This window comes from Desulfobulbus sp. (assembly GCF_031547805.1).
Lineage (GTDB): Bacteria > Desulfobacterota > Desulfobulbia > Desulfobulbales > Desulfobulbaceae > Desulfobulbus.
Genome location: NZ_JAVBRQ010000013.1, coordinates 132,149 through 144,935, shown reverse-complemented (window position 1 = coordinate 144,935; position 12,787 = coordinate 132,149). Strand labels below are relative to the sequence as shown.

At 57.1% G+C, this 12,787-nt stretch carries 12 protein-coding genes and 1 pseudogene; 5 read left to right on the top strand and 8 right to left on the bottom strand.

What is annotated here, in order from left to right:
• A pseudogene (locus tag RMR13_RS05210) lies at nucleotides 1–202 on the top strand (IS3 family transposase); the annotation flags it as partial.
• A gap of 309 nt (nucleotides 203–511) precedes the next feature.
• Here RMR13_RS05210 and RMR13_RS05205 read toward each other — a convergent pair.
• From RMR13_RS05205 to RMR13_RS05195, 3 genes are all read right to left on the bottom strand, one after another.
• Nucleotides 512–1,825, bottom strand: coding sequence for a UDP-glucose/GDP-mannose dehydrogenase family protein (locus tag RMR13_RS05205; RefSeq protein ID WP_310599578.1), 1,314 nt, complete (start codon nucleotides 1,823–1,825; stop codon nucleotides 512–514).
• Between the two features lie 148 nt (nucleotides 1,826–1,973).
• Complete coding sequence (locus RMR13_RS05200) at nucleotides 1,974–3,434, bottom strand: hypothetical protein (RefSeq protein WP_310599577.1); 1,461 nt, start codon at nucleotides 3,432–3,434, stop codon at nucleotides 1,974–1,976.
• A gap of 15 nt (nucleotides 3,435–3,449) precedes the next feature.
• Entirely contained in the window at nucleotides 3,450–4,223 is a 774-nt protein-coding gene (locus tag RMR13_RS05195) for a polysaccharide biosynthesis/export family protein (protein ID WP_310599576.1), read from the bottom strand.
• A 284-nt stretch (nucleotides 4,224–4,507) separates the two neighbouring features.
• Between RMR13_RS05195 and RMR13_RS05190 the strand changes: the two genes are divergently transcribed.
• The 4 genes from RMR13_RS05190 (at nucleotide 4,508) to htpX (ending at nucleotide 9,045) form a co-directional block, all read left to right on the top strand.
• Nucleotides 4,508–6,802 carry a tetratricopeptide repeat protein gene (locus RMR13_RS05190; RefSeq protein ID WP_310599575.1) on the top strand — a complete coding sequence of 765 codons (2,295 nt, stop codon included), beginning with the start codon at nucleotides 4,508–4,510 and terminating at the stop codon, nucleotides 6,800–6,802.
• 27 nt (nucleotides 6,803–6,829) lie between these two features.
• Entirely contained in the window at nucleotides 6,830–7,357 is a 528-nt protein-coding gene (gene hpt / locus RMR13_RS05185) for a hypoxanthine phosphoribosyltransferase (protein WP_310599574.1), read from the top strand.
• A gap of 38 nt (nucleotides 7,358–7,395) precedes the next feature.
• The gene (gene elbB / locus RMR13_RS05180; RefSeq protein WP_310599573.1) at nucleotides 7,396–8,052 is read left to right on the top strand and encodes an isoprenoid biosynthesis glyoxalase ElbB; all 657 of its coding nucleotides are present in this window, start codon (nucleotides 7,396–7,398) and stop codon (nucleotides 8,050–8,052) included.
• Between the two features lie 153 nt (nucleotides 8,053–8,205).
• Nucleotides 8,206–9,045 carry a zinc metalloprotease HtpX gene (gene htpX, locus RMR13_RS05175; protein WP_310599572.1) on the top strand — a complete coding sequence of 280 codons (840 nt, stop codon included), beginning with the start codon at nucleotides 8,206–8,208 and terminating at the stop codon, nucleotides 9,043–9,045.
• 38 nt (nucleotides 9,046–9,083) lie between these two features.
• Here htpX and RMR13_RS05170 read toward each other — a convergent pair whose 3' ends face one another.
• The 5 genes from RMR13_RS05170 to metG form a co-directional block, all read right to left on the bottom strand.
• A complete protein-coding gene (locus RMR13_RS05170) occupies nucleotides 9,084–9,764 on the bottom strand; it encodes a triose-phosphate isomerase family protein (protein ID WP_310599571.1) in 681 nt (226 codons plus the stop codon).
• A gap of 45 nt (nucleotides 9,765–9,809) precedes the next feature.
• Nucleotides 9,810–10,004, bottom strand: a complete 195-nt coding sequence (locus RMR13_RS05165) for a hypothetical protein (protein ID WP_310599570.1) — start codon at nucleotides 10,002–10,004, stop codon at nucleotides 9,810–9,812.
• A gap of 26 nt (nucleotides 10,005–10,030) precedes the next feature.
• On the bottom strand, nucleotides 10,031–10,351 hold the full coding sequence (locus RMR13_RS05160; protein ID WP_310599569.1) for a DUF167 domain-containing protein: 321 nt from the start codon (nucleotides 10,349–10,351) through the stop codon (nucleotides 10,031–10,033).
• A gap of 42 nt (nucleotides 10,352–10,393) precedes the next feature.
• Nucleotides 10,394–10,690 carry a YggT family protein gene (locus RMR13_RS05155; RefSeq protein ID WP_310599568.1) on the bottom strand — a complete coding sequence of 99 codons (297 nt, stop codon included), beginning with the start codon at nucleotides 10,688–10,690 and terminating at the stop codon, nucleotides 10,394–10,396.
• A 77-nt stretch (nucleotides 10,691–10,767) separates the two neighbouring features.
• On the bottom strand, nucleotides 10,768–12,711 hold the full coding sequence (gene metG / locus RMR13_RS05150) for a methionine--tRNA ligase (RefSeq protein ID WP_310599567.1): 1,944 nt from the start codon (nucleotides 12,709–12,711) through the stop codon (nucleotides 10,768–10,770).
• Nucleotides 12,712–12,787 lie beyond the last annotated feature (76 nt).

Sequence of the window (12,787 nt, the reverse complement as noted above, 5' to 3'; positions counted from 1 at the left end):
GCAACTGCTACGACAATGCCTGTGCTGAAAGTTTCTTTCACACCATGAAGGGGAAGTCATCCACGGTGAATACTTTGCCACTCGTGAAAAGATGCGCCACACCGTGTTCGAATATATTGAAGTTGACTACAACCGTACCCGTCGCCATAGTGCGAATGGGCGTATTAGTCCTATGGCGTTTGAAGCTCTCAAAGCAGCTTAACTGGATGTCCACTCAATACGGGCAGAATCACTGAACAGGTTTGCCATCATGTTTGAGGACAGATTCCCCCCCTCAATAGAAAAACCGACTTACACAAATTGTGGACACACCCTCCCGCTGCCTTTGAACGTCGGTATTATGAACAGCTACTGGCCGCGTGACTCATTTGGTGTCCTTTGTTGACGACCAACCTCAGAGTCCTTACTCCTTACTGTAACGGCTCGGTTGTCCATTTCCAATTGAGGAGAAACAAAAGGGCCTGACGGACTCCTATTCCTCCTCGTTTTTCCTCAAGCCCCATTTTCTTCGTCAATACCCTCGGCCATTGCCATGGTAGGCATAACCGGCCGCACGCACCTTGTGCGGTTCGTAGACGTTGCGCAAATCAATGAAGATGGGCTGGCGCATCCTACCTTTCATCTTGCTGAAATCCAGCGCTCGATACTGATTCCATTCTGTCAGCAGCACCACCGCATCCGCGTTGTCAAACACCTCGAGCGGATCGTCGACATACACCATCGATGCGGGTAGCAGTTTCGCTGCCTCGTGCATCCCCTGTGGATCATGTGCCTGTATCTTTGCCCCTCGCTCAAGCAGGGCCGGTAGGATGGTCAAGGCAGGCGCCTCGCGCATGTCGTCCGTCTCCGGTTTGAAAGCAAGTCCGAGCACCCCGATCGTTTTGCCCGACTCGCTTCCACCAAGGGCATCACGAATCTTCTTGACCATCCGCGCCTTCTGAGCGGCATTCACTTCGACAGCCGCCTCGACGATACGGGCGCTGACCCCATGCTCTTGGACGGTACGCAACAACGCGACCGTATCCTTAGGAAAACAGGAGCCACCATACCCTGGGCCAGGATGCAAAAATTTTTTACCTATTCGGCCGTCAAGTCCTATTCCCTTGGCTAGGGCGATGGTGTCAGCCCCCACGGCTTCGCAGATGGCCGCCATTTCGTTAATAAAGCTGATCTTAACCGCCAAAAAGGCATTGGCCGCGTACTTGATCAACTCGGCGGTTTCAATGCTGGTAATCACGATGGGGGTCTCAATAAGATACAACGGGGTATAAATTTCTCGTAGAACCGAAGTCGCCTGTTCGCTTTCCACCCCTACGACGACCCGGTCTGGCCGCATGAAATCGTTGATTGCCGCCCCCTCTCGCAAAAATTCGGGGTTGGAGGCCATATCGAAGCTGGCGCCGGGATTGGCTTCGCGAATGATCCGTTCCACCTGTCGTGCCGTGCCTACGGGCACTGTGCTTTTATCGACCACCACCGTATATCCGGCCAGATGGGCAGCAAGGCTGCGGGCGGCTTCGTACAGATAACTGAGGTCGGCGTAACCGTCTCCACGGCGGCTGGAAGGTGTACCCACCGCGAGAAAGACCGCATCAGCTTTCGGTACGGCCTGGCTGAGGTCGGTGGTGAACCGTAAGCGACCGGCTGCCACGTTCTTGGCAACCAGAGCGGCCAAGCCCGGTTCGTAAATCGGAATTTGTCCTTGGCAGAGAGTCGCTATTTTTGCCTCGTCATGATCGACACAAACGACTTCATGCCCGAATTCGGAAAAGCATGTACCACTCACCAGTCCAACATAACCGGTGCCGATAATCGTAATATTCACAAGTATCCTCCAAAAATTACTCAAAAAAAACTTACAGCGGAGCAGCCAACGGCATCAAGAGGGAAAAAGACAGGAAGACGTCCGGTAAAAGCGGAAAAAGCTTTCGCCGCCAGACAGTTTACGGATTTCAGGATCAGTCGTCTGTCATTCACCAGCGCCAGAGTTCGTGGCTGGCTCTCAAGGTAAACAATAGCTGGTGGTCGGTGTACTGGTCGTTGGCTAGGTTGCCATCGGAAACATAATAGCCATAATTCAGGCCGGCAGTGTACCAACGGCCAAAGGTATAGGTGCAGCCGATGCCGGCATCGTAAATATTCTTGTCGTAGCTGTTGCCACCGGTTTTCCCGGCTGGAGCCGCTCCACCGCCAGCCTCGACTTGATAAATACCCTGCGGTTCAAAGTTGGATTCCATGCTGTAACCGCCGTATACATTGAACGCCAAATTTTGGGTGTGACGGTATGAAAACGTGGCCCTTGCACTGTAGGTGTCGGTCAAACCGCTATCCGCCGAGTTGCCGGAAAAATTGTTCGTCTGATATACCTTACTGAGTTCCAGCGAGAGCGAGGCGTGTTCAAAGGTTCTCATCAAGGTGGCATAAGCATTGTATCCCCAGGTGCCATCCAGCCCCTCGGTTTTAGCAAAAGAAGGCCCCCCTCCAAGCGCTACCCGGGTACGGGAATCGAAGGCATGATCCCAGCCCAAAGACCACGAATGAATTTCGTTACCCGGGCGGGTATCGTCAGCGTATCGGCTTTCATTCAATGAATATTTGAGGGGATAAAAGTCATGGGGGGTGCGAACAAAATCGACCCCCACCCGAAAACCGTATTGATCGAGGTCCGGGGTGCCGTTGTCGGTTGCATTGGTATCAAAAAGCCCTTGAGTGCGGTCATACAGGCCCCGGGTGTAGTCCAGTCCCAAATTACCCCGCCAATTCTGGGTGAATCCATGGGTCAAATCGGTATAAAAGCTATGCCGGTCATAGTCTTCATACCCGCCGACACTCTCGTCGTTGCGCAGAACAGAGTAGGAGTAGCCTCCGTTGATTCGGCTGTCTTTATCGAGCACATAACTGGTCCGCGCACTGGCGGTGTTGGTCCAGTATTTCCGGCCGTTCTGGTCCCGGGAGAGCTCTGTTGGCGTGTCAAACGGCGACGCCTGTCCGCCGCTACTGGCAAACACGTCGGAAGTCTTGCCGCGGGTGGGCGTTCCTGGATCGTCGGAACGGATATAGTTCTCCGACACGGAAACCGACCAAGCCTGCGAGAGCCATCGTTCGCCCTGAAGATCGAGTTGGTGGTCGACCTGATTATCCTCGACCACATAATCATAGCTGAGCGTGGGACTGTATCGCAGGCTCAGGAAATCCCGAACATCGTTCGAAACTATCAACACTTCGGGCTGAATGCCGATTTTCTTCCGGTCCCCGTCGTCGGAAAGAGTTCCGACCTCACCCTGCTTATAGGATCGCGAACGATAATCGACAACCGTTCCCATCGTACCGGTGACTATTGTTTCCCGGGCAAGAGCCGGGGCAACACCGATAGCCAGGGGAACCAGGAGGTAGAAAACCGTCCGTCCTGGCAGAGGAGAAGCAACTGTCCACATGAAAGAGCCTCGTTGTCAGTGCACGACAACCACATCACCGGGTTCAAGCTGAATATTCTTCTCGGCATTCTTCCCTGCGACGAAATCGTCGTAATCAAACTGGAATTGCTGGACTTTCTTCGCCGGTTTATCGCTTCCTTTCTCTTTTTCTTTCTCGACAATCAGGTCATTACCCTGGCGAATCACCGTGATATCGGATTTGGCCCATTCGGTCAGTCCACCCGCCTTGGCAATCGCCTTGACAATGGTCATCGGCTGATCGAGATGAAACAGCCCCGGGGTTTTCACCTGTCCCATGACCGTGTATTGCCGGCTGTTGCTCTGAACCACCGAGGTGATCACGTTCGGCTCGCTGAATACGGCGCTGTACAATTTAGTTAGATATTGCGCCAGCTGCGGCAAGGTCATGCCCACCACGTACACATCGCCGATATGACGGAGCGAAACACGCCCGTCCACGCCCACTTCCGCGCCCGTACCCCGCCCGCGCAGGAAATCCTGGCCTTCAGCCTGAGGCGCGCCTTGGCCGCTATTGGACGGTCCGACCGCCATGGAGCCTTCGCCGTACACTTCCACATAGAGGATGTCGCGGTAGCCGATCAGGTATTCCTGGTCTTTTGGGGATTGTCCCTTGCCCCCCAACACTTCCTGCCGATATTTTTCTTTGAGTTCATCTTTAACGACGGCATCACTCCCCGATTCAGCCGCCCAACATGACCACGCCATGACAAAAACAGCGCCGATCACTGCCAAAAAATACCTCTGTGTGACGATGGAAAATGTCTTCATGCCTCTCTCCTTTTGACTCAGCAGGATGAACTTATTGACATTTTATGCTACCGGCATCGCGGTGTTAGGTCAAAACAAAAAAAGGAATCCTTCTACTTTTCTCACCTCTTGAGTATTTTTACGAATACGAACCTTTTTCCGGCCTTTTGAGAAAAAAATGCCTCGATCATGCGTGATCCTCGTTTTTTATTCCTCAAATGCACGCGGTGCGATATAAGAATTGTTGAAGAGTAGGCCCCTTAACCCATTTCCCGTGCCCAGCCCACTTTGCGAGAAGGATCATCATGAAATCAAACCGTTTGTCTTTCCTGGCCGCCTTTTCCTCGCTCTTGCTCTGCTCCGTGCTTCTTACGGGGTGTTTTGAAGAGAAGAACAAGGAAGAGCACTATCAAAAAGCCATGTCTTACCTGCAGGAGCACAAGGACAAGGAAGCCATCATTGAATTGCGCACCGCCATCCAGATTGACCCCAAATACGCCCAGGCCCGCTATCAGTTGGGCCTGCTCTATCTCAAAAGCGGTGACGCGCGCCAGGCATTTGAAGAGCTGCAACGCGCGGCGACCCTCGACCCCAAAAATCTGGATGCCAGTATCAAGACGGCGGAGTTCTATCTGTTGGGTCAAAAGAAGGAGGAGGCCCGCAGCGAGATAGAAAAGGTGCTCAAGCAGACCCCAGACAATAAAGACGCCTTGGCGCTGCTAGCCAACCTGGAATTGATCGACGGCAAGATCGACAGCGCCCTGGCCGCGATCGACAAAGCCATTGCGGCCTCCCCCAACGAAGATCGCCTGTATATCATCAAGGGCCGAATCCTTGGCATCAAGGGACAGTTCGCGGATGCGGAGCAGGCTTTTACCAAAGCGCTGGAGTTGGATGGCAAGAAAATAATCAATTTCGCCACGCTCGCTGCCTTTTATGTGGAGCGCAAGGAATTGGACAAGGCGCGGGCCACGCTGGACAAGATGGCCGCTGCCTTGCCCGATTCCCCCCAGCCGTACCTGCAAATGGCCTCTATCGATCTCCTTGAGAATGATGTGGACAAGGCCGAGCAGCATTTACAGCAAGCCCTGAAGCTCGATCCCAAAAACAGCAGACTGAAAGCGGCGGTCGCCGATTTCTATGTCAAGAAGGGCGCCCTCGACCAAGCCGAGCAAATGTTTAAGGATGCCATTGCCTCGGCGGACAAACCAGAGGAATTCGAAGCGCAGTTGGCAAATTTTTATTTTGACTACGGCAAGTTCGATCAAGCAAAAGAAATGCTGGCCAAGGTGGCCAAGACCAACGACAAAAACGCCACCGCCGCCCTGGTGAATGCCAAGTTCCTGTTGAAGGACGGAAAAAACCAGGAAGCCTTGGATGTGATCACGAATCTCATCCGGGATTATCCCAAGTGGGGCGAGTTGTATTTCGTCAAGGCCGTGGCGCACAGCAATCTCAAGGACATGAAGCTGGCCAAGGAGGCTTTGCTGGAATCGATTCGGCTCAATCCCGGATTCGCCAAGGCTCACGCCTTGCTTGCCCTCCTTGCGCTCCAGGAAGGCGAATTCGAGGTCGCCAAAAGAGAAGCCGCAATCGCCCTGAAAATCAATCCCCGCGACTTTCAAGCGGCCATGACCCTTGCCAAGGGCGTGCTGTTCACCAAGGAATACGATACTGCAGAAAAAATGTTTTCCGAGCTCAACACCAAGGTGCCGGACAACGTGGAAATCCTGGGCAGCCTCGGTCTGGCCTACATTGGCCTGCAGCAGGAGCCCAAGGCCAAGCAGGCATTTGAAAAAGTGGTAGCCCTGCAGCCCGATAACGTCAAAGCCTTTGCGTTCCTGCTCCAGATCGCCCAGAAGGGAGGTGCCAAGCAGGAAGATCTGATCAAAATGACCGAGGCGCAGATTGCCAAGGCTCCCAAAAGCGGCGGAATGCATATTTTGCTGGCGAATCTGTATCTGAGTGCGAATCAACCGGACAAGGCTCTCGAACTCTATCAGAAAGCGCAAGACCTCGATCCGGATAATCCCCAGACCTATGCCATGAGTGCCATGATTTGGTCCCGGCAGGGCAAGACCGACCAGGCCATTGCCGAATTCAAGGACCTCCTGGCAAAACAACCCAAATCCCTGGGGGCTTACATGGGCCTGGGCAGCCTCTACGAGCAGAGCGGCAAGAGCGATCTGGCCAAGGAGGCCTATACCAAGGCGTTGGAGGTCAAATCCGACTTCGCGCCGGCGGCCAACAATCTGGCCTGGTTGATCGCCGAAGGCAAGGATCCGGATCTGGGAGAGGCGCTGCGCCTGGCCATGATCGCCAAGCAGCAACAGCCCGACGATGCCCATATCATCGATACCCTTGGCTGGGTGCATTACAAGCGGGGCTCGTTCGGCCTGGCCCGCAACGAGTTCAACCAGGCGGTGCAGAAACAGGACAACATGCCCGTGCTGCGCTATCACCTGGCCTTGGCCTTGTATGGCGAGGGCAAAAAGCAAGAGGCGATCAAGGAGCTGGAAAAGGCGCTGGCCCAGCCCCAGCCCTTCAAGGAAAAGGACGAGGCGAACGACACCTTGAAAAAATGGCAGAGTGAACAGTAAAAAAAGTTGAGCAGACAGGACCATGGTATGGCACCATCGCCCCCTCGGCGGGAACTGATCTTAAGTTCCCGCCAGATTCAGGAACGCGTCCAGGAACTCGGTCGACGGATCACCCAGGATTATCAGGGTAAGCGGCTGGTGCTCCTCGGGGTGCTTAACGGTGCCTTTATCTTTGCCGCCGATCTGTGCCGTGCCATTGCCCTCGACCTTGAAGTCGATTTCATCAGGGTCACCAGTTACGGCGCATCCACGGTATCCTCTGGCACCATTCGCCTGCTCAAGGAACCCGGCATCGATCTGGCCGACAAGGATGTGCTGTTGGTGGAAGACATTGTCGATACCGGCACCACCATGGCCTGGCTGCGGGATCACTTCCGGCAAAGCCCTGCCTGTTCGGTGCGCATCTGTTCCCTCATCGACAAGAAAGAACGCAGAGCCGTACCGGTCGAGGTCGATTACACCGGTTTTGACCTCGACCACGGTTTTCTTGTCGGCTACGGCCTGGACTGCGCCGAGCAATATCGTAATCTTCCGGCTATCTATTCCCTGGAGTAGATCTCATCCGTTGTTAACCTGCGCGAAAGGAGGCAGTTATGCGAAAGAAAAATTTTGCCGTAATTCTCTCAGGCTGCGGCCATCAGGATGGCGCCGAAATCCATGAGGCCACCCTCACCCTTTGGGCAATTCACAAAAACGGGGCGGATTTCCAGTGCTACGCGCCCGACATCAAGCAGCATCACGTGCTCAACCATATCACCGGGCAGGAGATGAGCGAAAAGCGCAACGTCCTGATCGAATCGGCGCGCATCGCCAGGGGCAAGATTGCCGCTCTCGCCACCTTTGCCCCCGATTCGGCCGACGGCCTGGTGATTCCCGGCGGATTCGGCGCGGCCAAAAATCTGAGCAGCTACGCCTTCGACGGAGCCCAATGCACGGTGAACCCAGATGTGGCCACGGCCATCAAGGCCATGCATGCCGCCGGCAAGCCCATCGGCGCCCTGTGCATCGCCCCGGTCATCCTGGCCAAGGTGCTGGGTAATGTCACCCTGACCATAGGCCAGGACCAGGGCACCGCCGACAACCTCGCCGCCATGGGTGCCCGGCATCAGCCGACCATGCAGGGCGAGATCGCCATCGATTGGGAACGAAAAATCGTCAGCACTCCCTGCTACATGCTCAACTCCCGGATTGACCAGATCGGCGAAGGAGCCGACAACCTGATCAAGGCGATGCTGGAGATGATGGTCTGATCTCCGCCCTTTTTCCTCTCGACCACAGGCTGAACGGGGCGGCTTTTACACCGCCCCGTCTTGACTGCAACCGACCGCGGCTTATCGTTTAGGCCAACCGCCAGGACGAGAAGCCATCGCACGGCACCCACCCCAGCAGAGAGGATACCAGACATGAACACCGCAAAGACATTCATGCTCATGGCGGCCCTTACCGCCCTGTTCATGGTTGCCGGCCAGGCGATGGGTGGCCAGCAAGGCATGGTCATCGCCCTGCTGTTGGCCCTTGGCCTGAATTTCTTCGCTTACTGGAATTCGGACAAGATGGCCTTGTCCATGAACCATGCCCGCGAGGTTTCGCCCGCCGAAGCGCACGATCTGCACGCCCTGGTGGCCGGACTGGCTGCACGGGCAGGGCTTCCCAAACCCAAGGTATACGTGATCGACGAGTCGACCCCCAACGCTTTCGCCACCGGTCGCAATCCGGAACATGCCGCGGTGGCGGTCACCACCGGTCTGTTGCGCGTGCTGGACCGTCACGAACTCGAAGGTGTCATTGCCCACGAACTGGCCCATATCAAGAACAGGGACATTCTCATCGGCTCGATTGCCGCGGTCATGGCGGGTGCGATCTCCTACCTGGCCACCATGGCCCAATGGGCGATGCTGTTCGGCGGCAGCCGCAACGATGAAGAGGGAGGAGGCAGCAACCCGCTGGTGCTCCTGGTGACCATGCTGGTGGCCCCCCTGGCCGCGACCTTGATCCAGATGGCCATCTCACGCGGCCGCGAATACATGGCCGATGCCACCGGCGCCGAGATCTGCGGCCATCCCAAATCCTTGGCCAGCGCCCTCGACAAACTCGCCAATTACAACGCCCAGCAGCCGATGGACGTCAATCCGGCATCGGCTCAAATGTATATCGTCAACCCGCTCAGCGGCGGTACCATTGCCAACCTTTTCTCAACCCATCCTCCCATGGAGGAACGAATTCGGCGCCTGCGCTCGATGTAGCGGCACCCGGCAGCGGAAGAAACTCCTCGCTCTTTTGCTCACAGCCGGTTGACCAAGGCGGCGAAAGCGGCTCCGTCCAGACACCCCTGGCCGAGCATGATCCCGCTCAATCCCGAAATCCGCCAGAGTTGCGGCCCATTCTCGACAGTCACCCCGCCGCCGTACAGTACCGGCCGGTTGCCCGTTTTTTTGGCGATCTGCGGCAGAATGGCGGCAATATCTGCCTCGCTCCTGGCCATCTCGAAGGTGGCGGGGGTGTCGGGCGTATAGGCCCAGGTCAGCCGTTCCAGTTCATCCGCCGCCATGGCGGCGGTCTGCGGTACCAGCAACTCCCGATCGATGCATACGATCGGGTGCAGGTCTTCCGCCAGGGATTCGTAGGCTTGACGGGCCACCTCCTGCACGGTCTCGTGGAAATAGCGGCGCCGCTCCCGATGGCCGAGCAAGGTGTAGTGCGCCAGGCCGCGCAACCATGCCGCCGGGATCGCCCCGGTATAATTGCCCTGAGGATAGGAGGACACGCCCTGGCTGGCCAGACTCACCCCGGCCAGCGGCCGTATCCATTCGGCAACCCGTTCCAGCACGAGAAACGGCACCGCCACCACCACCTCCAGGTCGGTCCTGGGCCGATAGGCGCCAGCAAAGGCATCGCACCATTGGCGGGCCTTCTCGGGCGACAAATTGGCCTTCCAATTCGCCAGCACTCTTTTTTTCTGCATCGCCTTTCCTCCTGTTGACAACAAGGCCGAACCCAAGCTGCCCTGTCAATACCCCTTGCCTGGCAGCGCTCCCCGGCGCAGACTGTCGCGGTCGACTTGCCGGACAGGCGGCGCCTCGCGCTTCAATTCACTCTTTGCCACCCGATCCTTTCCGCCCCAAAGGGCCACCGTTGCGCCAACCGCTGCCAACAGCAGCGCCAATAGCCCCAAAACCCGCAAAATCGACCGTCGCCTTGCCATGGCATCCTCCTTGTTCAGCAAGGCCCCTAGGTGCGCAGCAGGTCGGCAAGCACGGCGGCAAGCCGCTGGGCGTCGGCCCCGACGATACTAACAGCTTTGCTCCGGCTCTGGTGGCCACTTTTGATCGTCAGGGCGGATTTGGGCAGATGAAACAGCTTGGCGAGATAGGCGATAACCGCTTGATTGGCCTTGCCGTCCACCGGTGGCGAGGTCAAGCGGAGTTTGAGCATGTCTCCCTGCAATCCAGCCACATTGTTGGTCGCAGCCCGCGGTTGGACATGGAGGCGCAGCAGCAAGGATCCGTCGGGCAGCGGCTGCAGGCAGGGGAGTTCAGTCCGAGCGACCATGGCATCCCCCTTCGTGCTGGCGTGGATTATTCCCGCTGCAGGCTATTGCAGGTTTTGGGCGATCTGTTGCAGGGTGGGGACGAGAAAACTTTGGAGAAAGACGATGATCAGGATGAGAATCATCGGGCTCAAATCGAGCCCGCCCATGATCGGCAGTACCCTGCGGATTTTCACCAGCAGCGGGTCGGTCACCTGGCATAGAAACCGGACGATGGGATTGTAGGGGTCGGCATTAACCCAGGTGATGACCGCTCGGGCAATCACCACCCAAATGTAGGCCCCGAGGACGAAATTGATCAATTTGGCCAAGGCCATGAGAAAATTCCCGAGCATGAACATAGAGCGCACCCGCCGGATCTGTCTGTTTGTTTGTTATTGCATCCACATAACCAAGAAAAACGAGGCGTTCTCCGGCCTCAGGCCACCCGACTGCCGGCCGCCACCGGACCAGCCACCGTGGTTACCACCAGCCGCTCGGTGCCGTCGGCCTGTTGTTCCTTGGCGGCCAGCACCATTCCCTGCGAGGGAATCCCCATCAGCTTGGCCGGCTTGAGATTGGCAACAATGACCACTTTCTGGCCGATGAGCGCCTCCGGACTGTAGTGCTGGGCGATACCGGCGACAATGGTCCGCTCTTCCGGTGCCTTGACGGTCAATTTAAGCAGCCGATCCGACTTGGCAACCTTTTCCGCGGCCACAATTTCCGCAACCCGCAACTCCATTGTCTTGAACTGATCGAAGCTGATCAGGCCTTCCTCCTGGACCGGGGTGGCCTCCTTCTTCGCCTTCGGCCTGGAAGCGGCCGGAGCCGCGGCCTCTTCCTTTTTTTCCACCCGGGGGAACAATTGCCCGCCCTTGCCGACAACCGTGCCGGCGGGGATGTGCCCCCAGATCACGGCATCGTCGATGACCGCGCTGGCGAACCGGTCGCCCATTCCCAGGGCCGCGGCCATCTTGGCGGCGGTTTCCGGCATGATCGGCCCCAGCACCAGGGTAATCTTCCACAACGCTTCGGCCAGAAAGGCGAGCACGGTCCGCAACCGCTCGGTTTGACGCGGATGCTTGGCCAATTCCCAGGGGGCGTTGGCGACGATGTAGCGGTTGAGCAGCCCGATGACCTCCCACACGGCCTGCAGGGCCTTGTGAAAGGCGAACGCTTCCATGTATTCGCGATATTCGGCCACCATGGCGGACACCGCGCTCATCAGTTCGCGATCGTCCGGGGTGAGGAGGCTCGCTTTTTCCCGTGCCGGCACCTGCCCTTCCACATACTTATCGATCATGGCCAGGGAGCGGGAGAAGAGATTGCCGAGGTCGTTGGCGAGATCGGCATTGTGGCGGGCAAGAATGGCATCGCCGGAAAAGGAAGCGTCCAGGCCGAAACTCATCTCCCGGAGCACGAAATAGCGGACCGTATCCACGCCATAGATCTCGACCAGTTCCTTGGGACGAACGACGTTGCCCAGCGACTTGGACATCTTGGTGGCATCCACGTTCCAGTAGCCGTGCACGTGGAGACGTTGAAAGGGTTCGAGATCCATGGCCCGTAGCATGGTCGGCCAGTAAATGGCATGGGGCTTGAGGATGTCCTTGGCGATAACATGCTCGGCCGCACCCCAATAGAGGGAAAAATTCGGGTCGTCGGGATAACCGATGCCGGTGAGGTAGTTGATCAGGGCATCGAACCAGACATAGGTGACGAAATTCGCGTCAAAGGGCAGCGGAATACCCCAAGTCAAGCGCGAAGTGGGCCGGGAGATGCACAGATCCTCCAGCGGTTCGCTGAGAAACGACAGCACCTCGTTGCGGTAGCGCTCGGGGGTGATGAAATCCGGGTTGGCCTTGATATGGTCGATCAGCCACTCCTGGTACTTGGACATCCGGAAGAAATAATTCTGCTCGGTGATGGACTTCGGTTCGACCTGGTGGTCGGGACATTTGCCCTCCACCAGTTCCTTCTCGGTGAGGAACCGCTCGCAGCCCTTGCAATACAAGCCCGAATATTCGCTGAAATAGATATCGTCCTGGTCATACACCCGCTGAAGGATGTCCTGCACGGTCTTGACGTGATCGACATCGGTGGTGCGGATGATGTAATCCGGCTCGATCGAGAGGTGCGGCCAGGTTTCCCTGAAGGCGGCGGCGATCCGGTCGACATAGGCCCGCGGCGTCTCCCCGGCCTTGGCGGCGGCTTCGGCGATCTTCTCGCCGTGCTCGTCGGTGCCGGTCTGGAAGCGGACATCGTCACCGCAGAAACGCCGGAACCGGCTGTAGACATCGGCCACGATGGTGGTGTAGGCGTGCCCCAGATGGGGCATGGCATTGACGTAGTAAATCGGGGTGGTGACGTAGGTTGGCATGCTGACTCGTTACGCGTAGAGAGGACAAAAGGTTGCCGGGGTATCCGGCGGCGGGCGCCGGGTCATTTGTCTGCGA